The sequence below is a fragment of the Variovorax sp. PBL-E5 genome, from assembly GCF_901827185.1.
Taxonomy (GTDB): domain Bacteria; phylum Pseudomonadota; class Gammaproteobacteria; order Burkholderiales; family Burkholderiaceae_C; genus Variovorax.
In genome coordinates this window covers 3,405,013-3,430,472 of the sequence record NZ_LR594671.1, presented here as the reverse complement: position 1 = coordinate 3,430,472, position 25,460 = coordinate 3,405,013, and the positions used below count along the sequence as shown (strand labels likewise).

General features: G+C 69.2%; 26 protein-coding genes. 16 read left to right on the top strand and 10 right to left on the bottom strand.

The genetic code is table 11. The features are described 5' to 3' along the window. Nucleotides 1-44: 44 nt before the first annotated feature. From WDLP6_RS16655 to WDLP6_RS16625, 7 genes are all read left to right on the top strand, one after another. Nucleotides 45-911 carry a pirin family protein gene (locus tag WDLP6_RS16655; RefSeq protein ID WP_162593239.1) on the top strand — a complete coding sequence of 289 codons (867 nt, stop codon included), beginning with the start codon at nt 45-47 and terminating at the stop codon, nt 909-911. 86 nt (nt 912-997) lie between these two features. Beyond that, nucleotides 998-1,909, top strand: coding sequence for a LysR substrate-binding domain-containing protein (locus WDLP6_RS16650; RefSeq protein ID WP_162593238.1), 912 nt, complete (start codon nt 998-1,000; stop codon nt 1,907-1,909). 56 nt (nt 1,910-1,965) lie between these two features. Then, nucleotides 1,966-3,057, top strand: a complete 1,092-nt coding sequence (locus WDLP6_RS16645) for a 4-oxalomesaconate tautomerase (RefSeq protein WP_162593237.1) — start codon at nt 1,966-1,968, stop codon at nt 3,055-3,057. Next, nucleotides 3,054-4,079 carry an amidohydrolase family protein gene (locus tag WDLP6_RS16640; RefSeq protein ID WP_162593236.1) on the top strand — a complete coding sequence of 342 codons (1,026 nt, stop codon included), beginning with the start codon at nt 3,054-3,056 and terminating at the stop codon, nt 4,077-4,079. Before WDLP6_RS16645 ends, WDLP6_RS16640 begins: the two co-directional genes overlap by 4 nt. Continuing rightward, the gene (gene ligK / locus WDLP6_RS16635; RefSeq protein ID WP_162593235.1) at nt 4,079-4,762 is read left to right on the top strand and encodes a 4-carboxy-4-hydroxy-2-oxoadipate aldolase/oxaloacetate decarboxylase; all 684 of its coding nucleotides are present in this window, start codon (nt 4,079-4,081) and stop codon (nt 4,760-4,762) included. The genes WDLP6_RS16640 and ligK overlap by 1 nt, the downstream gene beginning before the upstream one ends. Before the next feature lie 7 nt (nt 4,763-4,769). Beyond that, nucleotides 4,770-5,642 carry an amidohydrolase family protein gene (locus WDLP6_RS16630; RefSeq protein WP_232077090.1) on the top strand — a complete coding sequence of 291 codons (873 nt, stop codon included), beginning with the start codon at nt 4,770-4,772 and terminating at the stop codon, nt 5,640-5,642. Then, on the top strand, nt 5,639-6,613 hold the full coding sequence (locus WDLP6_RS16625; RefSeq protein WP_162593233.1) for a tripartite tricarboxylate transporter substrate binding protein: 975 nt from the start codon (nt 5,639-5,641) through the stop codon (nt 6,611-6,613). Before WDLP6_RS16630 ends, WDLP6_RS16625 begins: the two co-directional genes overlap by 4 nt. A gap of 20 nt (nt 6,614-6,633) precedes the next feature. On the opposite strand, the gene WDLP6_RS16620 is transcribed toward WDLP6_RS16625, so the two are convergent. The 3 genes from WDLP6_RS16620 to WDLP6_RS16610 all read right to left on the bottom strand — a co-directional run bounded on the left by WDLP6_RS16620 (nt 6,634) and on the right by WDLP6_RS16610 (nt 8,701). Further along, on the bottom strand, nt 6,634-7,149 hold the full coding sequence (locus WDLP6_RS16620) for a hypothetical protein (RefSeq protein ID WP_162593232.1): 516 nt from the start codon (nt 7,147-7,149) through the stop codon (nt 6,634-6,636). 117 nt (nt 7,150-7,266) lie between these two features. Further along, the gene (locus WDLP6_RS16615; protein ID WP_162593231.1) at nt 7,267-8,103 is read right to left on the bottom strand and encodes a siderophore-interacting protein; all 837 of its coding nucleotides are present in this window, start codon (nt 8,101-8,103) and stop codon (nt 7,267-7,269) included. 7 nt (nt 8,104-8,110) lie between these two features. After that, nucleotides 8,111-8,701 (bottom strand): PadR family transcriptional regulator, encoded by a 591-nt coding sequence (locus tag WDLP6_RS16610; RefSeq protein ID WP_162593230.1) that lies wholly within the window; start codon nt 8,699-8,701, stop codon nt 8,111-8,113. A 73-nt stretch (nt 8,702-8,774) separates the two neighbouring features. Between WDLP6_RS16610 and WDLP6_RS16605 the strand changes: the two genes are divergently transcribed. Continuing rightward, a complete protein-coding gene (locus WDLP6_RS16605) occupies nt 8,775-9,761 on the top strand; it encodes an AraC family transcriptional regulator (RefSeq protein ID WP_162593229.1) in 987 nt (328 codons plus the stop codon). Between the two features lie 4 nt (nt 9,762-9,765). On the opposite strand, the gene WDLP6_RS16600 is transcribed toward WDLP6_RS16605, so the two are convergent. From WDLP6_RS16600 to WDLP6_RS16590, 3 genes are read right to left on the bottom strand one after another with little or no spacing between them, the layout of a single operon-like run. Continuing rightward, complete coding sequence (locus WDLP6_RS16600) at nt 9,766-10,857, bottom strand: mechanosensitive ion channel family protein (protein WP_162593228.1); 1,092 nt, start codon at nt 10,855-10,857, stop codon at nt 9,766-9,768. Continuing rightward, entirely contained in the window at nt 10,857-13,082 is a 2,226-nt protein-coding gene (locus WDLP6_RS16595) for an FUSC family protein (protein WP_162593227.1), read from the bottom strand. Before WDLP6_RS16595 ends, WDLP6_RS16600 begins: the two co-directional genes overlap by 1 nt. After that, complete coding sequence (locus WDLP6_RS16590; protein WP_162593226.1) at nt 13,082-14,116, bottom strand: inositol monophosphatase family protein; 1,035 nt, start codon at nt 14,114-14,116, stop codon at nt 13,082-13,084. The genes WDLP6_RS16595 and WDLP6_RS16590 overlap by 1 nt, the downstream gene beginning before the upstream one ends. 91 nt (nt 14,117-14,207) lie before the next feature. Between WDLP6_RS16590 and WDLP6_RS16585 the strand changes: the two genes are divergently transcribed. Together WDLP6_RS16585 and cysE are read left to right on the top strand one after the other, a co-directional pair. Next, on the top strand, nt 14,208-14,969 hold the full coding sequence (locus WDLP6_RS16585; protein ID WP_162593225.1) for an RNA methyltransferase: 762 nt from the start codon (nt 14,208-14,210) through the stop codon (nt 14,967-14,969). A gap of 35 nt (nt 14,970-15,004) precedes the next feature. Continuing rightward, nucleotides 15,005-15,778 (top strand): serine O-acetyltransferase, encoded by a 774-nt coding sequence (gene cysE / locus WDLP6_RS16580; RefSeq protein WP_162593224.1) that lies wholly within the window; start codon nt 15,005-15,007, stop codon nt 15,776-15,778. A 9-nt stretch (nt 15,779-15,787) separates the two neighbouring features. On the opposite strand, the gene WDLP6_RS16575 is transcribed toward cysE, so the two are convergent. Genes WDLP6_RS16575 through WDLP6_RS16560 form a run of 4 tightly spaced genes read right to left on the bottom strand, consistent with a single transcriptional unit; the run spans nt 15,788 to nt 19,138 of the window. Next, nucleotides 15,788-16,819: an L-idonate 5-dehydrogenase gene (locus WDLP6_RS16575; RefSeq protein WP_162593223.1), complete on the bottom strand. Its 1,032-nt coding sequence runs from the start codon at nt 16,817-16,819 to the stop codon at nt 15,788-15,790. 25 nt (nt 16,820-16,844) lie between these two features. After that, nucleotides 16,845-17,618: a glucose 1-dehydrogenase gene (locus WDLP6_RS16570; RefSeq protein WP_232077089.1), complete on the bottom strand. Its 774-nt coding sequence runs from the start codon at nt 17,616-17,618 to the stop codon at nt 16,845-16,847. 13 nt (nt 17,619-17,631) lie between these two features. Continuing rightward, nucleotides 17,632-18,138 (bottom strand): gluconokinase, encoded by a 507-nt coding sequence (locus WDLP6_RS16565; RefSeq protein ID WP_232077088.1) that lies wholly within the window; start codon nt 18,136-18,138, stop codon nt 17,632-17,634. A 4-nt stretch (nt 18,139-18,142) separates the two neighbouring features. Beyond that, entirely contained in the window at nt 18,143-19,138 is a 996-nt protein-coding gene (locus WDLP6_RS16560; RefSeq protein ID WP_162593221.1) for a 2-hydroxyacid dehydrogenase, read from the bottom strand. A gap of 216 nt (nt 19,139-19,354) precedes the next feature. On the opposite strand from WDLP6_RS16560, the gene WDLP6_RS16555 reads away from it, so the two are divergent. The 6 genes from WDLP6_RS16555 to WDLP6_RS16530 all read left to right on the top strand — a co-directional run bounded on the left by WDLP6_RS16555 (nt 19,355) and on the right by WDLP6_RS16530 (nt 25,439). After that, nucleotides 19,355-20,563 carry an aspartate transaminase gene (locus tag WDLP6_RS16555; RefSeq protein WP_162593220.1) on the top strand — a complete coding sequence of 403 codons (1,209 nt, stop codon included), beginning with the start codon at nt 19,355-19,357 and terminating at the stop codon, nt 20,561-20,563. Between the two features lie 99 nt (nt 20,564-20,662). After that, nucleotides 20,663-21,871, top strand: coding sequence for an ABC transporter substrate-binding protein (locus tag WDLP6_RS16550; RefSeq protein ID WP_174259878.1), 1,209 nt, complete (start codon nt 20,663-20,665; stop codon nt 21,869-21,871). Between the two features lie 16 nt (nt 21,872-21,887). After that, nucleotides 21,888-22,760, top strand: coding sequence for a branched-chain amino acid ABC transporter permease (locus tag WDLP6_RS16545; RefSeq protein ID WP_162568204.1), 873 nt, complete (start codon nt 21,888-21,890; stop codon nt 22,758-22,760). 25 nt (nt 22,761-22,785) lie between these two features. Next, nucleotides 22,786-23,808, top strand: a complete 1,023-nt coding sequence (locus WDLP6_RS16540; RefSeq protein WP_232077087.1) for a branched-chain amino acid ABC transporter permease — start codon at nt 22,786-22,788, stop codon at nt 23,806-23,808. Continuing rightward, nucleotides 23,798-24,574, top strand: coding sequence for an ABC transporter ATP-binding protein (locus tag WDLP6_RS16535; protein ID WP_162593219.1), 777 nt, complete (start codon nt 23,798-23,800; stop codon nt 24,572-24,574). Before WDLP6_RS16540 ends, WDLP6_RS16535 begins: the two co-directional genes overlap by 11 nt. A gap of 136 nt (nt 24,575-24,710) precedes the next feature. Beyond that, entirely contained in the window at nt 24,711-25,439 is a 729-nt protein-coding gene (locus tag WDLP6_RS16530) for a branched-chain amino acid ABC transporter ATP-binding protein (protein ID WP_162593218.1), read from the top strand. Nucleotides 25,440-25,460: the final 21 nt, after the last annotated feature.

Here is a 25,460-nt window from a genome sequence, read left to right as displayed (position 1 = left end):
TCCATCGGCCAAGACCTTTGTCTCGGCGACACATGGAGATGAACATGAAGAAGATCCTCGGTGTCTACAGCGCCCCTCGTCCGCATTGGGTGGGCGATGGTTTTCCGGTGCGTTCGCTGTTCGGCTACGACGGCCTGGGCCAGCACCTGAGCCCGTTCCTGCTGCTCGACCACGCAGCGCCGACGCCCTTCGGACCGGCCACACGCCCGCGCGGCGTCGGCCGGCACCCGCACCGCGGCTTCGAGACCGTGACCATCGTCTATCAGGGCGAACTGGAGCACAGGGACTCCACCGGCGCGGGCGGCCTGATCGGTCCGGGCGACGTGCAGTGGATGACCGCCGGCGGCGGCATCCTGCACGAGGAGTTCCACTCGCGGGCCTTCACCGAACGTGGCGGCACGATCGAGATGGTGCAGCTCTGGGTCAATCTGCCCGCCAGGGACAAGATGACCGAGGCGGGCTACCAGACCCTGCTGGATACGCAGATTCCGTCCGTGGATTTGTCCGGGGGTGCAGGCCGGGTGCGGGTGATCGCCGGCGAGTTCGACGGGCATCGCGGGCCGGCGCGGACCTTCACGCCGATGGATGTGTGGGACGTTCGCATCGGCCAGGGCGGCGTCGGCCGGTTCGACGCGAAGGAAGGCCACACGCTGGCGCTGGTCGTGCTGCACGGCACGGTGCTGATCAACGGCAACACCGTTGCGCGCGAAGGACAGCTGGTGCATCTCGAGCGCACCGGCACCGGCGTCGAGATCGAAGCCAACAGCGACGCGACCGTGCTGTGGCTGTCCGGTGAGCCGATCGACGAGCCCGTGGTGGGCTACGGTCCGTTCGTGATGAACAACGAGGCCGAGATCCGCCAGGCCATGGCCGACTTCAACAGCGGCCGCTTCGGCCGGATGGCGGCCTGAGCGCCGCAGGCCTCCCGGCGCGGAGGCCTCCGGCGCCCGGCACTGCCGGCTTCCGCGCGCCGCCGTCTCCAGTATCCTCGGGCGAGATGAACTTCAAGCACCTGGAGACGCTGGTCCGAGTGGCCGAGCTCGGCAGCTTCAGCAAGGCGTCGGTCGTGCTCGGCGTCGCGCAGCCCGCGCTCAGCCGCCAGGTCCGCATGCTCGAGGTCGAGCTCCATCAGACGCTGCTGCTGCGCAACGGCCGCGGCGTGCGCCTGACCGATGCCGGCCGGCGGCTGTTCGACCACAGCGTGGGCATCCTCGAGCAGGTCGAGCGCGCGCGCGAAGACCTGGCCGCGGGCCGCGACGAGCCCTTGGGCCGCGTGGTGGTCGGGCTGCCGCCGAGCGTCGGGCTTCAGTTCACGCTGCCGCTGATCGACCGCTTCCGGGCCAAGTGGCCGAAAGCGAAGCTGGCGGTCGTCGAGGGGCTGTCGACCCACATCGCCGAATGGATCACGTCGGGACGCATCGACTTCGGCGTGGTGTTCAACCCCGAGCCGCAGGCCGCGATCGAGGTGACGCCGCTGCGCGAGGAGAACCTGTGCCTCGTGTCACCCGTGGCCAAGCGAAGGCGCGCCCCGCCGGCGCCGCTGCCGCTGGCCGAGCTGGCGGCATTTCCGCTCGTGATTCCCGAGCGCGGCCACGTGATCCGCAAGCTGCTCGAATCCCACGCCTCGCTGGCCGGCTTCAAGCTCGACATCGCGTGGGAGGTGTCGAGCGTTCCCGCGATCATCGACCTGGTGCGCGCCGGCTACGGCCATGCCGTGCTCACCGCGAGCGGGGTGAAGGCGTCGGCGCGCGCGCCGCAGCTGTCGGTGCGGCCGATCGTCCAGCCGCGGCTGGTCAGCGTGCTGTGCCTCGCGCTGCCGGCGCACAAGAAGCCGACGCCGCTGGCCAAGCAGACCGCCGCGCTGGTGGCCGAGCTCATGCGCCAGCGCAGCCATGCCGAAAAACGCTAGCTGCTAGCGCATTTCCAGCCTCGCTCATTGCGCGGAATTTGCGCAAGATCCACACCATGCAAACAGCCATTCCCTGCCTCTTCATGCGCGGCGGCACATCGCGCGGTCCGTTTTTCCATGCCGCGGATCTGCCGCAAGACATCGCACGGCGCGACCGCGTGCTGCTGGCGGTGATGGGATCGCCCGACCCGCGCCAGATCGATGGTCTGGGCGGTGCGCATCCGCTCACGAGCAAGGTCGGCATCGTGAGTCGCAGCCAGACCAAGGGTGTCGACCTCAACTTCCTGTTCGCGCAGTTGCAGCCCGACAGCGACACGGTCGATACCACGCCCAACTGCGGCAACATGCTCGCGGCCGTGGTGCCCTTCGCACTGGAGACCGGACTGGCCGCGGCGCAGGGCGAGACGACCACGCTGCGCGTGCTGACGCTCAACACCGACATGCAGTGCGACATCACCGTGCAGACGCCCGGCGGCCACGTGCGCTATGACGGCGACGCGCGCATCGACGGCGTGCCGGGCAGCTCGGCCGCCATCACCATCAACTTCCTCGACACCGCCGGCTCGGTCTGCGCGAGGCTGCTGCCCACGGGTCGGGCGCGCGACACCATCGACGGCATCGAGGTGACCTGCATCGACAACGGCATGCCGATGGTGCTGTTCCGCGCCGCCGACGTCGGGCGTACCGGTGACGAGAGCGTGGCCGCGCTCAACGGCGACGTCGAACTCAAGGGCCGTCTCGAACAGCTTCGCCTGGCCGCGGGCCACGCGATGGGCCTGGGCGACGTGACGAAGAAGAACTACCCGAAGATGTGCCTGGTGGCCGCACCGACGGCGGACGGCGCCCTCAACACGCGCTGCTTCATTCCGCACGTGTGCCACGACGCGATCGGCGTGCTCGCCGCGGTGACGGTCGCGACCGCCTGCGTGCTCGAAGGCTCGGTGACGCAAGGCCTCGCGCGGGTGCCCGAGGGCCGCGTGAAGCAGATCTCGGTCGAGCATCCGACCGGCGAATTCAGCGTCGAGATCGAGGTCGACGCGGCCGACCCGCAGAACGTCACGCGGGCCGCGCTGCTTCGCACGGCACGGCTCATCATGCGCGGCGAGGCCATGGTGCCTGCCGCAGTCTGGAACAAGGAGCAAGAATGATCATCGACATCCACGGCCACTACACGACGGCACCGAAGGCGCTGGAGGACTGGCGCAAGCGCCAGATCGACAGCCTCGCGAATCCCGGCACGGCGCCGAGCCCGTCGGCGCTCAGGATCTCCGACGACGAGCTGCGCGAATCGATCGAGTCCAACCAGCTGGCGAAGATGCGCGAGCGCGGCAGCGACCTCACGATCTTCTCGCCGCGCGCGAGCTTCATGGCGCATCACATCGGCGATTTCGCGGTGTCGTCGACCTGGGCGGCGATCTGCAACGAACTCTGCGCGCGCGTCGCATCGCTGTTTCCCGCGCATTTCATCGGCGCCGCGATGCTGCCGCAATCGCCGGGCGTGGACCCGCGCAGCTGCCTGCCGGAACTCGAGCGCTGCATCAAGGACTACGGCTTCGTCGCCATCAACCTCAACCCCGATCCCTCCGGCGGCCACTGGACTTCGCCGCCGCTGTCGGACCGCCACTGGTATCCGATCTACGAGAAGATGGTCGAGCTGGACATTCCGGCCATGGTCCATGTGAGCACGAGCTGCAACCCGGCGTTCCACACGACCGGTGCCCACTACCTGAACGCCGACACCACGGCCTTCATGCAGTGCCTGACCTCGGATCTGTTCAAGGACTTCCCGACGCTGCGCTTCATCATTCCGCATGGCGGCGGCGCGGTGCCCTACCACTGGGGGCGTTTTCGCGGCCTGGCGCAGGAACTCAAGAAGCCATTGCTGAAGGACCATTTGCTCCACAACATCTTCTTCGACACCTGCGTGTACCACCAGCCGGGCATCGACCTGCTGACGAAGGTGATCCCGGTCGACAACGTGCTGTTCGCCAGCGAGATGATCGGCGCGGTGCGCGGCATCGATCCCGAGACCGGCCATCCCTACGACGACACGCGCCGCTACATCGAGGCGTCTGCGCTCAGCGCCGAGGACCGCTACAAGGTCTACGAGGGCAATGCCCGTCGCGTCTATCCCCGGCTCGATGCCGCATTGAAGAAGGCAGGCAAGTGATGAATACGCTCGGCATCGTCCAACGCAACATCGTTCGCGCCGCACCCGATGCGGTGGCACGCCTGGGCCAGCTCGGCGTCGCGACCATTCATGAAGCCATGGGCCGTGTCGGCCTCATGAAGCCCTGCATGCGTCCCGTCTACGTGGGCGCGCGCCTGTGCGGCACGGCCGTGACCGTGCTGGCCCAGCCCGGCGACAACTGGATGCTGCACGTCGCCGCCGAGCAGATCCGGGAAGGCGACGTCGTGGTCGTGGCCTGCACCACCGACAACGAGGATGGCATGTTCGGCGACCTGCTCGCCACCTCTTTCCGTGCCCGCGGCGCGAGAGGGTTGGTGATCGATGCCGGTGCGCGCGACGTCGAGACGCTGGCCGAGATGCAGTTCCCGGTGTTCTCGCGTGCCATCAGTGCCCGCGGCACCGTCAAGGCCACGCTGGGTTCGGTCAACGTGCCGGTGGTCTGTGCCGGCGCGCTGGTCCATCCGGGCGACGTGGTGGTGGCGGATGGCGACGGCGTCGTCGTCGTGCCGGCCGCCTTCGCGCAGCAGACGGCCGATGCGGCCGAAGCACGCGAGGCCAACGAAACCGCCAAGCGCGAGCGGCTTGCCGCCGGCGAGCTCGGACTGGACATGTACAAGATGCGCGACGCGCTGGCGAAGGCCGGCCTGCGCTATGTCGACTGAGCGGGCGATGGATCCGGACTGGCTCTGCTTCCATCCCGCCCCCTCGAAGCCGCGCTTCACGCCGCCGCCTGGCGCGGTCGATGCGCACTGCCACGTGTTCGGGCCTGCCGCGAAGTTTCCGTTCGCGCCCGAGCGCAAGTACACGCCCTGCGATGCCTCGAAGGAGCAGTTGTTCGCGCTGCGCGATCACCTGGGCTTCGAGCGCAACGTGATCGTGCAGGCGACCTGCCACGGCAACGACAACCGCGCGCTGGTGGATGCGCTGGCGCATTCGGGCGGCCGGGCGCGCGGCGTCGCTTCGGTGGCACGCGACGTGAGCGACGACCAGCTGCGCATGCTGCACGCGGCCGGCGTGCGCGGCGTGCGCTTCAATTTCCTGCGGCGGCTGGCCGACTTCACGCCGCGCGAAGTGCTGTCGAACATCGCGGAGCGCGTCGCACCGCTGGGCTGGCACGTGGTCGTCTATTTCGAGGCGCAGGACCTGCCCGGGCTGTGGGACTTCTTCACCCGCCTGCCGGCCACGGTGGTGGTCGATCACATGGGCCGGCCCGATGTCGGCCAACCGATCGACGGGCCGCAGTTCGAGCGCTTCGTGCGCTTGATGCAGGAGCATCCGAACGTGTGGTCGAAGGTGAGCTGCCCGGAGCGCCTGTCGGTCTCCGGTCCGCCGACCTACGACGACGTGGTGCCGTTCGCACGCCGTCTGGTCGAGCGCTTTCCGGACCGCGTGCTGTGGGGCACCGACTGGCCGCATCCGAACCTGAAATCGCACATGCCCGACGACGGCACGCTGGTCGACATGATTCCGCGCATCGCACCGAGCGCGGCGCTTCAGCGCCAACTGCTGGTCGACAACCCGATGCGGCTGTACTGGTCATGAACCCGACCCGGCGCGCATCGGTCGCTGCGCTGCTCGGCTTCGCTGCCGCACCGGCGTTGGCGGCATCGCCGGTAAATTTTCCCGGCCGCGCGGTCACGATCATCGTGCCCTTCGGCGTCGGCGGCGTCGCCGACATCACGGCGCGCATCGTGGGGCAGGCGATGGCGACGTCGCTCGGCCAGCCGGTGATCATCGACAACCGGCCGAGCGCGGGCAACATCGTCGGCTCGGCCGTGGTGGCGCGCTCGGCGCCCGACGGCTACACGCTGCTGCTGCTGAGCAACGGCAACGCGATCAGCAGCCGCCTGTTCGCCAGGCTGCCCTATGACGTGGTGAAGGACTTCGCGCCGATCGGCACGCTCGGCTTCTTCGATCTGGCGCTGTTCGTTCCCCAGGCCTCGCGCTTCGCGAACCTGCGCGATCTGCTGGCCTACGCGAAAGCCAGCCCCGGCAAGCTGACGATCGGCACCATCGCTGCCGGCAGCACGCAGAACCTCGCCGCCGAGATGTTCAGGACCATGGCAGGCATCGACGCGCTGATCGTGCCCTACAACGGCACGCCGGCGCTGCAGACCGCGCTGCTGGCCGGCCAGCTCGATGTCGGCTTCGAGGTGCTGGGGCCGATGCTGTCCCAGCTGAAGCCCGACGGGCTGCGCGCGCTCGCCGTCACCTCGGGCCGGCGCTTCGCCGGGCTGCCCGAGGTGCCGACGGTCCAGGCGTCCGGTCTCGCCGGCTACGACGTGGCCTCGTGGAACGCGCTGGCCGCGCCCGCGCGCACGCCGCCCGCGGTGTTGGACCGCCTCAACGCAGCCGTGCGGCAAGCCGTGGAAACGCCCGACGTGCGGCAGCGGCTGCTGTCGCTCGGTGTCCGCGCGCAGGCCGGCACGCGCGAGCAGCTGGCGCAACTTCTTGCATCGGAGATCAGGCGCTGGGGCGAGGTCATCGCCAGCGCGAAGATACCGGCTCGCTGAGGAGGGTGCGCCTGCGCGGCTCAGGCCTGTCCGCGCCGCCGGCGCGCCACGCGCACCGCATCCACCCACAGGTCGATGTTGAAGCGCTGGCCGGAGTCCGCGATGCGCGCGCCGGTGATCGCGTGCAGCGGCAGGCGGTGGATGTCGCCGGGCAATTCGGAATGGCCCGTGATGATCTTCTTCTGCACGTCCAGGTGGTCGACCTGTATCGTGCATTCGGCCTTCTTGCCGTGGGGGTCGAGATAGCGGATCCGGATGCGCGGCTGCTCGTCGACGATCGCATGCTCGCCCTTGCCCTGGATGAACCACTCGGGCAGCGTGTCGGGCGGCGTCTCGCCCAGGTCATCCAGACGGCCGCGCACGGTGGGGATTTCGAGCGGCACGTGTCCCGAACGGACCCGGGCCGCAGCGATGCGGCGTTCGGCTTCGCGGCGGCCGATCACCCGGTGCCATGCGAACCACATCAGCGCGAGGAGGATCAATCCACCCGTCGAAAGCACCGCGAAGAAATGCCATTGCGCAAGTCCGATGTTCATTTCTCAGCCCCCGAAAGCAATAGTCCTTAAGTGCTCAGAGCGGGGAAATTCTCGACCCTGTGCTGCGGTGTGTCAAACGCCGGCGCGGCCTACTGCTTTCGGGGGGTGGACAGGGGATCAGTCTTCGTGCGTGTCGTGTATCGCGACCGCGCCGCGCCGCCAGTAGCCCGACGCCCGGACCCACTTCGGACGGGCGCCGCGTTCGCCGACGAGGTGGGCGCGCAGCGCCTTGGCCGCGGCCGATTCGCAGGCCACCCAGGCGTGGAAATCGCCCTCGGGCAGCGTCTTTTTTCGCAGGGCGTCGAGCAGCAGGGTGCCGGTGCCCGGTTCGGCACCGCGCCGGTGGACCCATTGCAGGTCGATATCGGCGGCGGATTCGAACGCGAGCTCGTCGGCTCCGCCATCGACCTCGGCGATCACCACCGCACGCGCGCCGGCGGGCAGCTCGGCCAGGCGGCGCCAGATCGCGGGCAGCGCGGTGTCGTCGCCGATCAGCAGGTGCCAGTCGAACTCCGTCGGAACGATGAAGGAGCCGCGCGGGCCGCCGACGCCGAGCACGTCGCCGGGCCGGGCGCGTTCGGCCCATTGCGTGGCCGGGCCGGCATCGTGCAGCGCAAAGTCGATCTCCAGCGTGCCGGCGGCCGCGTCGTGGCGGCGCGGCGTGTAGTCGCGCATGGTGGGCTTCGCCCCTTCGGGCCAGACCGGTCCGCCGGGTCCGGCCGTGGGCAGGGTGAGTGCGCCGGTCTGCGGGTCGGGGAAGAAAAGCTTGGCGTGGTCGTCGAAGCCGGGGCTGGTGAAGCCGTCGAGCGCTTCGCCGCCGAGCGTGATGCGGATCAGGTGCGGCGTGAGGCGCCGCACCGTGCGCACCTGGAGCTGGCGAAAGCGCAGTTCGTGGCGCAGGCGGCGCGGCAGGCGCTCGGGCGCGGAGGAGGGGGTGGTGGAGAAATCGGTCATGGGCATGTCAGATGCGTTCGAGTTGCTGGGCGGCGCTGTCGAGCACTGCGGCGAATTCGTGGGCCTGTTGTTCGGTGAGAGGTTCGCGCGAGAGGCGCATGCGCATCGCAAGCTTGAGGTTCTCGATGGCGCGCACCACCTGCGGCGGCCGGCCCGAGCGCGGTCCCGCGCCGTCGACGCCGCCATTCATGCGGGCCATCATCTCGTCGGTCATCACCTGGTTGGCGGCGAGGAATTCGCGGCCGGCGTCGGTGATGGTGTAGCGCTTGCGGCCGCCGTCGTCGGCGGCGTCGACGCGCACGTAGCCGAGCTCTTCCAGCATGGTGAGCGTCGGGTAGACGGTGCCGGGGCTCGGGCTGTAGCGGCCGCCGAGGCGCTCCTCGATGGCCTTGATCAGTTCGTAGCCGTGACCCGGCTTGTCGGCGATGAGCCGCAGCAGCACGAAGCGCAGGCCGCCGTGGCCGAAGACGCGTCCGCCGCCGCCGCGGCCACCGCGCGGACCGCCGTGGTGTTCGCCGCCGTCGGTGCGGCTGCCGCCGAGCCCGTCGCCGTGTTCGCCGCGCCGCGTGCCGTGTAAAAAGCGTTTGAAATCTCGCATGGAAATGCACCTCGTTGTGGGTATCGGATTTGATAAAGATATATCTAAATAGTGTCGAAGTCAAGCCAGCAGAATGTTCCTGCGCACCGTGGGGCGGTCCGCGATGACCCCGCGCCATGCCTATGTCGCGCGCATCAACCGCGTGATCGACCACATCGACAACCATCTGTCGGAGCCGCTCGACCTCGCGACCCTGGCCGAGGTCGCGCACTTCTCGTCCTGGCATTTCCATCGCGTGTTCCAGACCATGACCGGCGAGACACTGGCCGAGCGTGTGCGGAGGCGCCGGCTGGAGGTGGCGGCCGGCCGGCTGCTGTTTCTGCCGCCCGAGCCGGTGCTGTCCATTGCGCTCGATGTCGGCTTCGGTTCGGCGGCGGTGTTCACGCGGGCCTTCAGCGCGCACTTCGGCGTGACGCCGAGCGCGTGGCGGCGCGGTGCCTTCAGGTCATGGGCCGAGCGTCACCGCGTTCAATTGCGCAAGATTCATCAAGCCGACCGCAACGCGCATCAAGCGGCCGTCGAGGCTTTTCTGCACGATGAGAGTTCCTGGCCCACGGGCCGTGTTCCTCAACCCGGAGAGACGCAGATGACGATCGAGATCAAGACCCTGCCGGAGGTCCGTGTCGCCTACTTGCGGCATGTCGGCCCCTATGGCGATTCGGGCATCGCCCGGACCTGGCAGCGCTTTGCCGCCTGGTGCGGCGAGCACGGGCTGATGCAGCCGCGCCGGCCGATGTACGGCATCAGCCACGACAACCCCGACGTCACGCCGCCTGCGAAATGCCGCTACGACGCCTGTATCGAGGTCGATGGCGATTTCAGGCCCGAAGGCGAGATCGGCGTGCAGACCTTGCGCGGCGGCCGCTTTGCCTGCACCCGCTTCACCGGCACGTCGGCGGTGATCCACCAGGCCTGGATGGCGCTGTGCGACTGGCTGCCCGACAGCGGCTGGCAAGCCGACGACGGCGCACCCATCGAGATCTACGGCACGGACTTCGAGATGGACGAGAAGACCGGCGCCTTCTCCTGCACCCTGTGCATGCCGGTGCGCCGGCTGTAGCCGATCAGGCCGTCGTCATGGCGTGCTGCGCGGCTGCCGCAGCCATGTCCGCGCCCGCGCCATCCTCGATGCGCATGCGCGGCAGGAACTGCGGGTACTCGCGCTGCATGAAGCCGATCACGCCTTCGCGCACCTTGCAGCGCAGGTCGAAGGCGAGCGAGGACGAGGCCGCCGTGCACAGCACGCGCAGCTGCATGGTGCGCTCGGTGGCATCGGTCACCTGCAGGTTGAAGAAGCGGCCGTCCCATTCGGGCGCCGCCTTCACCAGCCGCTCGACTTCCGCGCGCAGCGGTGCGAGCGGCATGCCGTAGTCGGCATGGACGAAGACCGCGCCGAGCAGCTGCGAGCTGCTGCGGGTCCAGTTCTGGAACGGCTTCTCGATGAAATACGACAGCGGCAGGATGAGCCGCCGGTCGTCCCAGATCCGCAGCACGACGAAGGTGCCGGTGATCTCCTCGACCCGTCCCCATTCGCCTTCGACCACCAGCACGTCGTCCATGCGGATCGGCTGCGCCAGCGCGATCTGCAGGCCCGCGATCAGGTTGCTGAACACCGGCTTGGCGGCCAGACCGGCGACGATGCCGATCACGCCTGCCGAGGCCAGCAGGCTGGCGCCGACCTGGCGCGCGCCGGGAAAAGTCATCAGCATCAGCGCGCCACCGGCCACCAGCAGCATGCTGCTCGCTGTGCGGACCAGCACGCGGGTCTGCGTGAGCACGCGGCGCGCTTGCAGGTTGTCCGCCACGTCGTAGGGATGCTGCGCGAGCACGCCGTCGGCGAAGCCGTTGACCGCCCGCACCGCGAGCCAGGTCACGGCGGCGATCAGCAGCAGGCCATTCAGGTGCTGCACCTGGGCGAGGAAGCGCAGATCGTCCGGCGCGGCCTGCCACACCATCTGCAGGGCCACCAGCGGCAGCACCAGCCGGCCGGCCGGCTGCATGTTGACCAGCATCGCGTGCAGCGTCGGCGTGCCGCGCGCCAGGCGGCGCAGCACGAGCCCGCCGACGCGGTGCACGAGCAGCGCCAGCGGCACAGCGATCAGGGCGGCCACGGCAGGGCCGAACCACGGATGGGTGAGCAGCATGTCCTTGGTCATCAGGCGGGGCGGAGTCTTTCGTCGTCGAGGGATTGCAGGATGCGCGCCGCATCCTCGCGCAGTTGCGCGGCGATGCCGGTCGCCAGGTCGAGCCGGCGCAGCAGCCAGGGGCTGATGTCGTTGTCGAAAGGGTCGGGCAGCGGGATCGGCCCGGTGAGCGCGGTGGCGGATCCGCTTTCCGGCATCGACGGCCCGGTGGTGGGCGTGGCGCCGATCAGCGCCTCGATGCGTTCCGCGGTGCGCGCGAGCGGGCCCTCGACCTCGGCCGGCGTCAGCCGGTCGCGCCGCAGCACCAGCATCGACTTGACGGCACTCAGCTGGGCGAGCAGTTGGTAGCTGTGCGCCTGCAGATGCTCGAGCGCCTCGATCGGCGGCCGCACGGCACGCGGTTCGGAGAGCGAGCGCTGCGTCGCCTGCACCAGCGCCGACAGGCTGTCGAAGGCCTCGCGCCGCGCCAGTCGCCATTCGAGCTCGGGGCTGCTGTCGACCGCGCGCAGCTGGCCGAGCCCGAGCGCGAGCCGCGCATGGCGTGCCTGCGCGGTCAGCGTGCGTGCCACCAGCGCCGGGATCTGGCTGCGCTCCCACGACGGCAGCACGTAGCAGAAGGCCCAGGCCAGCGCCGCGCCGATCAGCGTATCGGCGATCCGCTCGAACAGCGCGAAGGTCGGCCCGACGCCGACGTAGAGCATGTGCGCCTGCACCAGCCCGAGCACGGTGGCCGATACGGCCGTGATGATGTAGCGCCGGATCGCGAAGCCATGGGCGACGGCCTGCGCCACGGTGACCGTGATCAGCAGGGTGACCGGCGAGGGATGCGTCGACAGCAGGCCGACCGCGAACACGCAGCCCACCAGCGTGCCGCCCACGCGGCTGTTGCGCCGCTCCAGCGTCTGCGACAGGCTGCCGCGCAGCACCACGATGATGGTCAGCAGGATCCAGTAGTCGTGCGAGCCCCAGGGCAGAAACACCGCGATGACGTAGCCGGTCGCGATCGCGAGCGTCGCGCGGATCGCATGGCGCAGCGGCGGCGCGTCCCAGCGCCACAGCGTGAAGAAGGGGCTGAGCGACCATGCAGTGGGGCTCACGAACATCTGCCAGTTCGCGCGCACGAGTGCGAGGTCGGGCTGCGCGTCGCCGCGGGCCAGTGCGACCAGGTGCAGCACCTCGTCGTTGATGTGGCCGATGCGGCTCGCCAGGCCGCGCCCGAGCACGGCGGTGGTCGGCCCGGCGTGGCCCTTGCGCTGGCCGTCGTCCTGCAGCGCGATGGCGGCCAGCTGCGGCCGGCGGTCCAGCATCGCCGCGGGCTGGCGGCCGAGCAGCAGCGCATCGCCGAGCGCGGTCATCTCGTCGGCCAGTGTCTCGAGCACGCCGCGCATCTCGGCCAGCGCCTCCCCATGGCCCGGATGCGCGCGCAGCGCGTCGAGGTCGAGCTCGCTGGCCAGCAGCTGGTCGCGCATCTCGATCACGGCAATCAGCATGCCGGCCAGCTTCTGGCGCCGCGGCGTGCGCGGCGATTCGAGCACGATGTCGCGCGCGCCCTGCAACTGGTCGGCCAGCGCCGCCTGCTGCCGCAGCAGCTGGCCGAGCATCGAGGCCGGCGTCTTGCGCACGTCGTCCGCTTCATCGCGCGGCGTGAACTGGCGCGCTTCCAGGCGCATCAGCGCGGCCAGCGAGAACACGATGTCGGCCATCACCTGCACGCGGTAGCGCGCGTTGAGCGCGAGGTTCGCCAGCGTCGCGTAGACCACGTAGAGCGCGGCGCCGAGCCCGAAATTCAGCGTGCGCTCGACCGCCTCGTCGATGCCCGTGGGCGCGTGCGTGGCCATCGAGAAGATCATCGAGAAGGTGACCGCGATCGCGATCGGAATGCCGCGCTTGCCCCAGGCCATGCCGAGGAAGGCGAGGAAGGTCGCCGGCACCAGCACCAGCCCGAGGCGCAGCGGATCGGCATGCACCAGCTGCACACCGAAGAAGAGCGGCAGCCCGATCAGCGGCGCCGGCAGCATCTGCAGGAACTTGCCGCGGCGCGGCGCCGCCAGGTCGGGCGGCGAGGCGACGATCACGCCCGTGGCCGCGGCGGCCGCGGCCAGCGGACCCATGAACACATGCACGCCGCCCGAGATCAGCAGCAGGCCGAACGCGACCGACAGCCCGTTCGCGACGTAGTGGCTCAGCGCGACGCGCAGGGCCGCGCGGCTGCGCGCGCTGGCGCGGAGCGCCTGCATCACTTGGCGCGCGGGTCGCCTTCGACGGGGGCGACGGGAGCTTCGCGGCGGATGCGCGTGAGCTTGCGCTGCACGGGCGCGGCGGGTGCGGCTTCGGCCGCACCCTCGGCCTCGGCGGGCGGCGACATCGCATCGATGCTGCTGCGCGCATAGGCATGACCGGGCGCGGCGGCGGGGTCGACCGCGCGCACGCGTTCGCTGGCACGCAGCTTGTCGTCGACGCCGGCGAACTTCGAGTACTTGGCCAGCAGCGGCACCAGCTGTCCGTAGATGCGCGGCGCGCCCGCGAGAATCTCGCGCTGTTCGAGGAAGTCGGGCTCGCCGGTGAAGTTGCCGACCAGGCCGCCCGCCTCGGTCACCAGCAGCGAGCCTGCCGCCACGTCCCAGATGCTCAGGCCGGTTTCGAAGAAGCCGTCGGAGAAGCCGGCCGCGACATAGGCCAGGTCGAGCGCGGCCGCGCCGGGGCGGCGCAGGCCGGCTGCGCGCGGCATCAGGTCGGCCATGATGGCCAGGTACTGCTTGAAGTTGTCGCCGCTCCTGAACGGGAAGCCGGTCGAGATCAGGCACTCGGCGAGCCGCGTGCGCTTGCTCACGCGCAGGCGGCGGTCGTTCATGTAGGCGCCGCGGCCCCGGGTGGCGGTGAAGAGGTCGTTGCGGGTCGGGTCGTAGATCACGGCCTGGTCGATCTTGCCGCGGATCGCGAGCGCGATCGACACGCAATAGACCGGGAAGCCGTGGATGAAGTTGGTGGTGCCATCGAGCGGATCGATGATCCAGACGTAGTCCGAATCCCTGGCGCCATGCTCGGTGCCCGATTCCTCGGCCAGGATGCCGTGCCCCGGGTAGGCGGTGAGCAGCGTCTCGATGATCGCTCGCTCGCTCGCATGATCGACTTCGGTCACGAAGTCGTTGACCTGCTTCTGCGAAATGCGCACCGCTTCGACATCGAGCGCGGCGCGGTTGATGATGGCGCCGGCGGCGCGGGCGGCCTTGACGGCCACGTTGAGCATGGGGTGCAGGTTGGGGGACGGCATTGGATTGTGGGAAGAACGGGAAGGGCCGCGTGCGAAACGCGCCTTGGAATGCAGCCCGGCGATGCGGGCGGCGAGAATCGGGGCATTTTACATGCGTACCCGATTCGTCCTGATCCAGACCAGCCATGCCGGCAACGTCGGCGCCGCCGCGCGCGCCATGAAGACCATGGGCTTCGGCGACCTTGTGCTGGTCGCGCCACGCTGGGCCAACGTGCTGCGGCGCGAGGAGACCATCCAGCGTGCCAGCGGCGCGCTCGACGTGCTGGCCAACGCGCGCATCGTCGAGACGCTGGACGAGGCGCTCGACGGCATCACCCACCTGTGCGCGACCGCGATGGTGCCGCGCGACTTCGGCCCGCCCACGCGCACGCCGCGCGAGCATCTGGAACCGCTGGCGCAGGCGGGCGAGCAGCACGTCGCCTTCCTGTTCGGCTCCGAGCGCTTCGGCATGCGCAACGAGGACGTGTACCGCTGCCACGTCGCGCTCAGCATCCCGACCGATCCGGACTTCGGCTCGCTCAACCTGGGCGCCGCGATCCAGGTGATCGCCTACGAATGGCGGCTCGCGCTCGGCGGCTACGGCGTGCGCGACGCCACGCCGCCCGCGAGCGCGGCCGACGCGCAGGCGCTGGCCGGGATGCTCGGGCACTGGGAGCGCGCGCTGGTGGACGTTGGCTTTCTCGATCCGCAGGCGCCCAAGAAGCTGATGCCGCGGCTGCAGCAGCTGTTCAACCGCGCGCAGCCGACGCAGGAGGAGATCCATATCCTGCGCGGCATCGCGAAGGCGATGACCGAGGCCGCGCAAGGCACGCCCAAGACCCCACCTGCCGCAAGCGAAGAACCGGGGCCTTAGACTGCGCAGGCCCTATCGATAGAACCACAACCCGCATGTTCTCGCGCCTGCGTTCCGACATCCAGTGCATCCTCGACCGCGATCCGGCCGCCCGCACGCGCTGGGAAGTGCTGACCCTCTACCCCGGCCTGCATGCCGTGGTGCTGCACCGCCTCGCGCACTGGTGCTGGTGCCACGGGCTGAAGTGGACCGGCCGCTGGATCTCCCAGTGCTCCCGCTGGTTCACCGGCATCGAGATCCATCCCGGCGCCGTCGTCGGCGAGCGCGTGTTCTTCGACCACGCGATGGGCGTGGTGGTCGGCGAGACCGCCGAGATCGGCGACGGCTGCACCATCTACCAGGGCGTGACGCTCGGCGGCACCTCGCTCTACAAGGGCGCCAAGCGGCATCCGACGCTGGGGCGCGACGTGGTGGTCAGTGCGGGCGCCAAGGTGCTCGGCGGCTTCGTGGTCGGCGACGGCGCCAAGATCGGCAGCAACGCGGTGGTGATCAAGCCGGTGCCTGCGGGCGCGACCGCGGTGGGCATTCCGGCGCGCATCATTCCGTCGAAGGCCGGCGCCAGCGCCGACGTGACGACCGGCGAGAAGAAATTCTCGGCCTACGGCATCACGCTCGAGGACGATCCGCTGTCGCAGGCCATGAAGGGTTTGATCGATACCGCGTCCGGCCAGGACCACCAGATCGCGTTGCTGTGGCAGGCGATCGAGTCGCTGTCCGCGCAGCCGGGCAAGAAGGACTGCGTGCCCGGCGATGCGGCGCGCTCCGAATGTTTCGAGGCGGAGCGGCTGACGCAGTTGATCGGCAAGTGAGCGGATCGCTCAGTCGAAATTCAACAGCACCTTCATCGCCTGCGAGCGATCCGCCGCCAGCGCGAACGCACGCGCCGAGTCGCGGTACGACAGCGTCGCGGAGATCAGCGGCTTCACGTCGACCAGCCCCTTGTTGAGCAATTCCACCGCGACCGCGAACTCCTCGTGGAAGCGGAAGGCGCCGCGCAGGTCGAACTCCTTGGCGACGATGGTGTTGATCGGCAGCGTCATCTCGCCGCCCAGCCCCAGCTGCACGATGATGCCGCGCGGGCGCAGCGCGTCGAAAGCGCCGCGCAGCGCGCGCTCGTTGCCGCTGGCCTCGAACAGCACGTCGAAGCGGCCCTTCTCGGCACCGAAGCGCGCGAGGCCGTCGGGTTCTTCCGCCACGTTGACCACTTCGTCGGCACCGACCTTGAGCGCCTTGCCCAGCGTGTGCGCGCCGACGTCGGTGGCGACGATGTGCGTGGCGCCCGCGCGCCGCGCCGCGATGATGGCCAGCGCGCCGATCGGCCCGCAGCCGGTGACCAGCACGCTCTTGCCCAGGAGCGAGCCCGCGCGCCGCACCGCATGCAGCGCGACCGACAGCGGCTCGGCCATCGAGCCTTCGCCGTCGCTCACACTGTCGGCCAGCCGGTGCGCCTGCCACTGCTCGACCACGATCTGCTGGCGGAACGCGCCTTGCACGTGCGGATTGCGCATCGCGCTGCCGTAGTAGCGCATGTCCAGGCAATGGTTCTGCAGGCCTTGCTGGCAGTAGCGGCAGACGCCGCAAGGGCGGCTCGGGCTGATCGCCACGCGCTCGCCGGCCTTGAACGGCGCGCCCGCGCCGACCGCCTCGATCACGCCCGCCACTTCATGGCCGAGCACCATCGGTTCCTGGATGCGCACCGTGCCGAAGCCGCCGTGCTGGTAATAGTGCAGGTCGGAGCCGCAGATGCCGCCGCAGCGCACGCGCACCTGCAACTGGCCGGGTCCGAGTTCGGGCGTGGGCACGTCCTCGACGCGCAAATCGCCGGGGGCGTGGATGACGAGGGCTTCCATGGGATGTTCTTTCGTGTGATGTCTGTCAGAGCGTGGCCGTCACGCCGCCGTCGACATAAAGGATGTGGCCGTTGACGAAGTTCGACGCATCGCTCGCAAGGAACACCGCCGCGCCGACCAGGTCCTCCACATCGCCCCAGCGCCGCGACGGCGTGCGCCCGACCAGCCACTGCGTGAACTCCGCGTTCTTCACCAGCGCATCGGTCAGCTCGGTCTTGAAATAGCCCGGGCCGAGGCCGTTGACCTGGATGCCGTGCTGGCCCCAGTCGATCGCCATGCCCTTGGTCAGCATCTTCACCGCGCCCTTGCTCGCGGTGTAGGGCGCGATGCCCGGGCGGCCGAGCTCGCTCTGCACCGAGCAGACGTTGATGATCTTGCCGCGCCGGCGCGGGATCATGTGGCGCGCAACGGCCTTGCCGACCAGGAACACGCTGTCGACGTTGGTCTTCATGAGCTCGTGCCAGTGCGCTTCCTCGAATTCGTCGAGCGGCCCGCGGCGCTGCATGCCGGCGTTGTTGACGAGGATGTCGATGGCACCGATCTCGGCCTCGATCTTCGCGATCGCCGCGCTCACCGCATCGCCCGAGGTGACGTCGAAGGCCGCAGTGAAGACGGTCGCGCCCTCGCTGCGCAATTGCGCGGCAGCCTGTTCGAGCTTGCCGGCGCTGCGCGCGTTGAGGACCACGCGCGCACCCGCACCGGCCAGCCCGCGCGCCAGCGCAAAGCCGATGCCGGCACTGGAACCGGTGACGAGCGCCGTGCGGCCCGTGAGGTCGAAGCTTTTCAGGACGTTGTTCAAGATGGAGTTCTCCTCAGGAATGGGATGGTGCGGGAGCGAGCCAGCGCAGCACCGCATCGCATTGCGCCTCGATCGTCCGGGTCGCGTCGACGGGCAGCACGCCGGGCTCGCCGAGCGGCGATTCCAGCGCATCGAACTGGTTGGCCACCAGGCTGGCGGGAAAGAAATGCGAAGCGCGCGCCGCCACGCGTGCGCGCGCCTCCTCGGGGCTGATCTCGATGAAGACGATCTGCAGCGCCGGCTCGGCCGCGCGCAAGCGGTCGCGGTAGCGCCGCTTGAGCGCCGAGCAGGTCAGCACCACGCCGCCCTGCGCGTCCGCGAGCAGCCCACCCAGCTGGTCGAGCCAGGGCTCGCGGTCGGCATCGGTGAGCGCGATACCGCGGCGCATCTTGTCCTGGCTCTGCGGCAGGTGGTGGTCGTCGCCCTCGATCAGCGCCGCGCCCAGCGCACGTGCGAGCCCGGCGGCCACGGTGGACTTGCCGCAGCCCGAGACCCCCATGACGAGCAGTTTGAAAGGCATGTGCTCAGTGTGCCAGCACCTCGGGATTGACCGGCGTCGGCGGATGGCCGGCCGATGGCCCGAAGCCGAGCGCCGCAATCAGGTTGTCGATGGTCAACGCCGCCATCGCGCGCCGCGTCTTCACCGAGGCGCTGCCGATGTGCGGCGTCAGCACCACATTGGGCAGCGCCAGCAGCGCCGGATGCACCGTGGGCTCGCCCTCGAACACATCGAGGCCGGCGGCCGCGATCGTGCCCTTGCGCAGCGCTTGGGCGAGTGCCGCGTCGTCGACGATGCCGCCGCGCGCGATGTTGGTCAGCGTGGCGCCGGGCTTCATCTGCGCCAGCTCGGCGGCGCCGATCGCATGGTGCGAGGCGGGCGAGTAGGGCACCACGAGCACCAGGTGATCGGCCTCCTTCAGCAGCGCCGCCTTGTCGACGTAGCGCGCGCCGCTCTCGGCCTCGACCTCGGGCGCCAGCCGCGAGCGGTTGTGATAGATCACGCGCATGCCGAAGCCCGCCGCGCCGCGGCGCGCGATCGCGCGTCCGATGCGGCCCATGCCCAGGATGGCCAGCGTGGCGCCGTGCACGTCGGCGCCGGCGAACATGTCGAAGATGCCGGGCTTGGTCCAGCCGCCGGCGCGCAGGAAGTGCTCGGATTCGGCGATGCGGCGGGCCGTTGCCATCATCAGCGCGAAGCCATAGTCGGCCGTGGTCTCGGTCAGCACGTCGGGCGTGTTGGTGACCAGCACGCCGCGCGCGGTGCAGGCCGCGACGTCGACATTGTTGTAGCCCACGCCGACGTTGCACACGGCCTTGAGCGAGGGGCAGGCGTCCAGCAGCGCGGCGTCGATGCGCTCGGTGCCGGTGCTCATCACGCCCTGCTTGCCCTGCAGGCGGCGCCGCAGTTCTTCCGGGCTCCAGACGGTGTCGGACGGGTTGTCCTCGACGTCGAAATGCTCGCGCAGGCGGTCGGCGATGTCGGCAAAGGTGGCGCGGGTCGCCAGGACGGATGGGCGCACGGTGTCTCCGGGTGGTTCGATGCTCGCGGTGCGAGGACGCCACGTTACGCAATCCGCGCCCGGGCGCCAAGACAAGTTCGCTCTGGTCCCATCCGGAACGCTTATGCCGGCCCGGGCGCCATCTGGGTATGCGATCGCCGCAGAACGAAGCCGTCTTGGCGCGCCCGGCCCGGAAGGCCTACCGTTCGTCCTGTCGCCAACGCCACAGGAATCTCAGTGAGCCCCTCCCGGATCTCGTCGCGCATCCGCCGCATCAAGCCCTCGGCCAGCGCCGCCGCCGCAGAACGCTTCGCCGAGCTGCGCCGGCAGGGCAAGGACATCGTCAACCTCGCGATCGGCGAGCCCGACTTCGACACGCCGGCGCACATCCGCGAAGCCGGCTGCGCGGCGATCGAGCGCGGCGAGACGCGCTACACGCCGGTCGCCGGCACGCTGGCGCTGCGCCAGGCGATCGCGGCCAAGCTGCAGCGCGAGAACGGCCTGGACTACGCGCCGCGCGACATCATCGTCACCTGCGGCGCCAAGCACGCGCTCTTCAATGCGCTCGCGGTCACGGTGGAAGAGGGCCACGAGGTCATCATCCCGGCGCCGTTCTGGGTGTCCTACCCCGACATGGTGCTGGCCTGCGACGGCACGCCGGTCATCGTCGCCTGCCGCGAGGAGGACGATTTCCGCCTCACGCCCGAGGCGCTGGAAGCCGCGATCACGCTGTCCACGCGCTGGCTGGTCTTCAACTCGCCGACCAACCCCACCGGCACCACCTACACCACGGCCCAGCTGCGCGCGCTGGCCGACGTGCTGCTGCGCCATCCTCAGGTGATGGTGCTGACCGACGACATCTACGAGCACATCCGCTTCGTCGATGCGGCGCCGCGGCACCTGCTGGCCATCGAGCCCGCGCTGCGCGAACGCACGCTGGTGGTCAACGGCGTCTCGAAGACCTATGCGATGACCGGATGGCGCATCGGCTATGCGGCCGGGCCCGCCGACATCGTCGCCGCGCTGGACATGCTGCAGTCGCAGTCGACCAGCGGCGTCTGCTCGATCAGTCAGGCCGCGGCGGTGGTCGCGCTGAACACGGCGCCGGACTTCCTGCCGCAATGGGTCGCGACCTACCGCGAGCGGCGCGACACGGCCACGCGGCTGCTCAATGCGATCCCCGGCATTCGTGCGCGGGCGCCGGGCGGCGCCTTCTACCTCTATCCGCATTGCGGCGGCCTGATCGGCAAGCGCACGCCCGAGGGCAAGACCCTCGACACCGACAACGACGTGGTGCTGTTCTTCCTCGAAGCTGCCGGCGTCATGGTGCTGGCCGGCACGCCCTACGGCGTGTCGCCGTACTTCCGCATGTCGACCGCGACCAGCCTCGCGCAGATCGAGGAAGGCTGTGCGCGCATCGCGCGGGCCGTCGCGCTGCTTGGCTGAGCCCATCAGCAAAGCCGATACCCGAAGCCGGATTCCCTATTGGCCCTCGGGGCCCGTGCTTCCTACCATTCACTTCACCCCCATCATTGGAGAGATGCGATGAGCTGTTTTCCCGGGATTCCTTCCCTCCGCGCCGCTGCACGATGCGTCCTCGTGGCGATGGCCGGCGCGGGCGCCTTCACGCTGGCCGCGGCCGAGGCCGCCGAGCCGATCAAGATCGGCATCATCGCGCCGATGAGCGGGCCGAATGCGCGCTACGGCGCCTTCGCCAACAAGGGCGCCGCGCTGGCGGCCAAGGAGATCAACGACGCCGGCGGGCTGCTCGGGCGCAAGCTCGAGTTGGTGAGCGGCGACAGCCAGTGCGTGCCGGCCGAAGGCGTGGCCGCGACGCAGCGCATGATCAGCCTCGACAAGACGCCGATCATCATCGGCGACGTCTGCAGCTCCGTCACGCTGGCGATGGAGCCGCTGGTGGAGGAATCGAAGGTGCTGCTGGTCAATGCGGCTTCGTCGAACCCGGACATCACCTACAAGGCCGGCGTCGGCGGCTTCAAGTGGACCTTCCGCAACTACCCGACCGACGAAGTCCGCGCGGCCACCGTGCTCGAGTACGCGGTCAAGACCAAGGGCTTCAAGAAGTTCGCGGTGCTCTCGGTCGACAGCGACTACGGCCGCGGCGCCATCAAGTTCACCAAGCGCTACCTGCCGAAGTACGAAGGCGCAGAGATCCTCAGCGAGGACTACTACAAGGATTCCGAGACCGACTTCCGCTCGGTGCTGAGCAAGATCCGCCGTTCGGGCGCGCAGGCCATCATCCTCTACGGCCAGGCCGACACCACGCCGATCATCGCGCGCCAGATGCTGGAGCTGGGCCTGGCCGGCAAGGTGGCGCTGGTCGGCAACGGCGAGTTCAACACCAAGGAAACCATCGCCGCCGCGCCCAAGGTCATGAACGGCGCCGTCGAGGCCGCCGCCTGGCTGCCCGAGGTGCCGGCGCCGCGCAGCCTGAAGTTCGTCGAGGACTACAAGAAGGCCTATGGCGGCGAGATGCCCAACAACCACGCCTACACCCACTACGACACGCTGCAGCTGGTCGCGCAGGCGATCCGCAGCGCCAAGAGCGCCAAGGGCGAGGACGTGCGCAATGCGCTCGCCGCGATCAAGTACGACAGCCCGATGGGCGTGGTCACCTTCGACGACCACAACCAGGCGGTGCAGCCGATGGTGCTCTTGGAGATCGTCGACGGCAAGCCGGTGATCAAGGGCACGATCACCACCAAGGTCGACTACGGGGCGGCCGCGAAGTAGGGCGCAGGAACATCCCGTGAGCTCCTTCATCTTCGAGCAGATCGTCAACGGCATCATCACCGGATCGATGTACGCGCTGGTCGCTGCCGGCATGACGATGATCTTCGGCGTGCTGCGCGCCATCAACTTCGCGCATGGCGAGTACTACATGCTCGGCACCTTCGCCGCCTGGTGGGTGATGACGCAGCTCGCGGCCGACTACAGCTTCGCGATCATCGGCGGCGTCGCGATCGTCTGCGTGATCGCGGTGCTGATCGGCCGCTTCGTGATGCAGCGCCTGATCGGCCAGCCCTTCCAGGCCGGCGTGCTGGCCACGCTGGGGCTGTCGCTGATCCTGCAGAACGTCGTCATTCTCGCCTTCGGCGGCGGCTACAAGGTGTTCAACGGCGGCTGGATCGAGCCGATCGAGCTCGGCGACTTCGGCATGTCGCAGCAGCGCGTGATCCTCGTCGTCGTCACCATCGCGGTGTTCGCCGGGCTCGAATGGATGGTGCGCAGCACGCGGCTGGGCCGCTCGATCCGCGCGGTGTCGCAGAACATCGAGTGCTGCCAGGTCAACGGCATCGACGTCGAGCAGGTGGTGCGCCGCACCTTCCTGATCGGCGTCGCCATCGCGGCGCTCTCCGGCATCCTGACCGGGCCGATCAACGTCAGCATCTACGGCGGCATGGGCGAGTCGATCACGCTCAAGACCTTTGCCGTGATCGTGATGGGCGGCATGGGCAACGTGCGCGGCACGCTGATCGCGGGCTGCCTGCTGGGCATCGTCGAGAGCCTGGTCGCCGGCTACATCGGCCTGCAGTACCGCGACTCGGTCGGCTTCATCGCGCTCCTGCTGATGCTGATGTTCCGGCCGCACGGCCTGTTCAGCAGCAAGGCCCGGTTCTGAAACCCCCTCCATGCAACGGGCCCTCATGACAACCACCACGCTGGACACCCCCCGCCTGCCGGCCGCACGGCTGGCCACGGTGAACTGGAGCGCCTGCGCGCTCGCCCTGGCCGCGCTGCTGGCGGCGCCGCTCTTCCTCGGCGACTACTACCTGCATGCCATGGTGCTGGCGATGATCTTCCTCTTGCCCGCGCTGGGGCTGAACCTGATCCTCGGCTACACCGGCATGCTGTCGCTCGCGCAGGGCGTCTTCTTCGGCATCGGCGCCTATGCGTCGGCGCTGATGTCGCTGCACTTCGGCACGCCCTTCTTCCTCAACTTCCTGATCGCCGGCGCGGTCGCGGGGCTGATCGCGCTGCCGCTCGGCATCCCGGCGCTGCGGCTGCGCGACACCTCCTTCGTCATGTGCACGCTGGGGCTGGTGGTGATCGCGCAGATGGTGTCGAAGAACTGGATCGATCTCACCCGCGGCGACATGGGCCTGTCGGGCGTGCCGCGTCCGCGGCTGGGCTTCGGCGACATGGCCTTCACCGTGATCAAGGCGCCCGACTACTTCTACCTCGTGCTGGTGCTGGCGGCGATCGCGGTGGCGGCCTTCGTCGCGCTGATCCGCTCGCCGGCCGGCCGCTGCATGGTGGCGATCCGCGACAACGAGATGCTGGCCGAGTCGCTCGGCGTGCCGACCTGGACCTACAAGCTCATCGTCTTCATGCTGAGCGCGGTCTTCGCCGGGCTCGGCGGCAGCCTCTACGCGCACTTCTCGACGGTGGTGAGCCCGCTGGTGTTCCAGTCCTACTACTCCAACACCATCCTGATCATCGTGCTGGGCGGTGGCGTCGGCCGGGTGCCGGGCGCGATCATCGGCAGCTTCGTCTTCGTCGCCGTGTCGGAGGCGCTGCGCATCACGCCCGAGCTGCGCATGGTGATCTACGGCTTCGTGCTGCTCGGCCTGGTGTTCCTGTTTCCGAAGGGGCTGGCGCCGCTGTTCGAGCGCTTCGCCGAGCGCATCGCCGGCATCGGCCGAGCGGAGAAGCACGATGGCCGCTGATACATCGTCCATGCTGCGCATCGAGGGCCTGCGCAAGAACTACGGCGCGGTGGCCGCGCTGCAGGGCGTCGACATCGAAGTCCGGCGCGGCGAGGTGATGGGCCTGATCGGGCCGAACGGCTCGGGCAAGTCGACGCTGTTCGACTGCTGCACCGGGCTGCAGAAGAGCGATGCCGGGCGCGTGCTGCTCAAGGGCATCGACATCACCGGCTGGCCGATGAACCGCATCGCGCGCGAAGGCCGCTTCCTGCGCAGCTTCCAGAAGACGGTGGTCTTCCCGACGCTCGACTGCGAAGAGAACCTGGTGCTCGCAGGCCAGATGTCGCGCTTCCCGAACGTGCTGTCCACCTTCTGGATCGGGCCGGCCGCAAGGCGGCGCGTGAAGGCGCTGCGCGAACGCGCGCGCGAGCTGATCGAGATCGCGGGCCTCGCGCGCGTCGCGCACCTGCCGGCCGGCCACATGTCGGGCGGCCAGCAGAAGCTGCTGCAGTTCGCCTCGATGCTGATGCCCGAGCCCGAGCTGATCCTGCTCGACGAGCCGCTGGCCGGCATCAACCCGATGCTGATCGAGAAGGTGATCCAGAGCATCGAGCACGCGAACCGCGAACTGGGTGTGACCTTCGTGGTGATCGAGCACAACACCGACGTGCTGATGAACCTGAGCCACCGCGTGGTGGTGCTGCACCAGGGCAGCAAGCTGGCGGACGACACGCCGGAAGCGGTCGTGAAGAACCCCGAAGTGATCGAAGCCTACCTCGGCGGTTGAAATATGAAACACCCCCAGGCTTGCCCACTTCGTGTGGCCGCCCACCCCCTTGCAGGGGGCAACACCAGCGGCCCGGCAAAGCCGGTTCCGCGGTGTTCCTGGAGTTTGGCCCTTCTTGATCTGGAGAACTGAAATCGTGGAACTCGAAATCGACAACCTGCGCGCCGGCTACGGCCATCTGGACATCCTGCACGGCGTGGACCTGAAGATCCGCCACGGCGAGTTCGTCACGCTGCTCGGCCCCAACGGGGCCGGCAAGTCGACGCTCCTGAAATCGCTGTTCGGCATGACCACGCACAAGGGCGGCTCGATCCGCTGGAAGGGCAAGGACATCGCCGGCCTGCGCCCGCAATCGATGCTGGCGCACGGCATCGCCTACGTGCCGCAGGGCCGCTGCAACTTCCAGCTGATGACCATCGACGAGAACCTCGAGATGGCCGCCTACACGCTGAAGGACGGCGACCTGAAGGGCGAGCGCGAGTACGTCTACGACCTGTTCCCGATCCTGCGCACGCGCCGCAACGAGTTCGCCGGCAACATGTCCGGCGGCGAACAACAGCTTCTCGAAATGGCGATGGCGGTGCTGCGCCGGCCCGAGATCCTGCTGGTGGACGAGCCCTCGGTCGGCCTGTCGCCGCAGGCGATCACGCTGGTCTTCAACGAACTCAAGCGCCTGCACCAGGGCGGCCGCACGATCCTGCTGGTCGAGCAGAACACCCGCAAGGCGATGGAGGCGGCCGAGCGCGCCGTGGTGCTGCGCCTGGGCAAGGTGATCTGGGACAGCCCCACCCGCGAACTCAGCAGCGCCGACCTGGGCGAACTCTTCATGACGGGCCGGCGCGCAGCCGACGCGGCCACGGCCTGACACCGACGCAATCCAACCGAA

What these genes read in the sequence shown, in the direction of transcription:
- WDLP6_RS16655 (WP_162593239.1), top strand. Translation starts at nt 45, where the DNA reads ATGAAGAAGATCCTCGGTGTCTACAGCGCCCCTCGTCCGCATTGGGTG.
- WDLP6_RS16650 (WP_162593238.1), top strand. Translation starts at nt 998, where the DNA reads ATGAACTTCAAGCACCTGGAGACGCTGGTCCGAGTGGCCGAGCTCGGC.
- WDLP6_RS16645 (WP_162593237.1), top strand. Translation starts at nt 1,966, where the DNA reads ATGCAAACAGCCATTCCCTGCCTCTTCATGCGCGGCGGCACATCGCGC.
- WDLP6_RS16640 (WP_162593236.1), top strand. Translation starts at nt 3,054, where the DNA reads ATGATCATCGACATCCACGGCCACTACACGACGGCACCGAAGGCGCTG.
- ligK (WP_162593235.1), top strand. Translation starts at nt 4,079, where the DNA reads ATGAATACGCTCGGCATCGTCCAACGCAACATCGTTCGCGCCGCACCC.
- WDLP6_RS16630 (WP_232077090.1), top strand. Translation starts at nt 4,770, where the DNA reads ATGGATCCGGACTGGCTCTGCTTCCATCCCGCCCCCTCGAAGCCGCGC.
- WDLP6_RS16625 (WP_162593233.1), top strand. Translation starts at nt 5,639, where the DNA reads ATGAACCCGACCCGGCGCGCATCGGTCGCTGCGCTGCTCGGCTTCGCT.
- WDLP6_RS16620 (WP_162593232.1), bottom strand. Translation starts at nt 7,149, where the DNA reads ATGAACATCGGACTTGCGCAATGGCATTTCTTCGCGGTGCTTTCGACG.
- WDLP6_RS16615 (WP_162593231.1), bottom strand. Translation starts at nt 8,103, where the DNA reads ATGACCGATTTCTCCACCACCCCCTCCTCCGCGCCCGAGCGCCTGCCG.
- WDLP6_RS16610 (WP_162593230.1), bottom strand. Translation starts at nt 8,701, where the DNA reads ATGCGAGATTTCAAACGCTTTTTACACGGCACGCGGCGCGGCGAACAC.
- WDLP6_RS16605 (WP_162593229.1), top strand. Translation starts at nt 8,775, where the DNA reads ATGTTCCTGCGCACCGTGGGGCGGTCCGCGATGACCCCGCGCCATGCC.
- WDLP6_RS16600 (WP_162593228.1), bottom strand. Translation starts at nt 10,857, where the DNA reads ATGACCAAGGACATGCTGCTCACCCATCCGTGGTTCGGCCCTGCCGTG.
- WDLP6_RS16595 (WP_162593227.1), bottom strand. Translation starts at nt 13,082, where the DNA reads ATGCAGGCGCTCCGCGCCAGCGCGCGCAGCCGCGCGGCCCTGCGCGTC.
- WDLP6_RS16590 (WP_162593226.1), bottom strand. Translation starts at nt 14,116, where the DNA reads ATGCCGTCCCCCAACCTGCACCCCATGCTCAACGTGGCCGTCAAGGCC.
- WDLP6_RS16585 (WP_162593225.1), top strand. Translation starts at nt 14,208, where the DNA reads ATGCGTACCCGATTCGTCCTGATCCAGACCAGCCATGCCGGCAACGTC.
- cysE (WP_162593224.1), top strand. Translation starts at nt 15,005, where the DNA reads ATGTTCTCGCGCCTGCGTTCCGACATCCAGTGCATCCTCGACCGCGAT.
- WDLP6_RS16575 (WP_162593223.1), bottom strand. Translation starts at nt 16,819, where the DNA reads ATGGAAGCCCTCGTCATCCACGCCCCCGGCGATTTGCGCGTCGAGGAC.
- WDLP6_RS16565 (WP_232077088.1), bottom strand. Translation starts at nt 18,138, where the DNA reads ATGCCTTTCAAACTGCTCGTCATGGGGGTCTCGGGCTGCGGCAAGTCC.
- WDLP6_RS16550 (WP_174259878.1), top strand. Translation starts at nt 20,663, where the DNA reads ATGAGCTGTTTTCCCGGGATTCCTTCCCTCCGCGCCGCTGCACGATGC.
- WDLP6_RS16540 (WP_232077087.1), top strand. Translation starts at nt 22,786, where the DNA reads ATGACAACCACCACGCTGGACACCCCCCGCCTGCCGGCCGCACGGCTG.
- WDLP6_RS16535 (WP_162593219.1), top strand. Translation starts at nt 23,798, where the DNA reads ATGGCCGCTGATACATCGTCCATGCTGCGCATCGAGGGCCTGCGCAAG.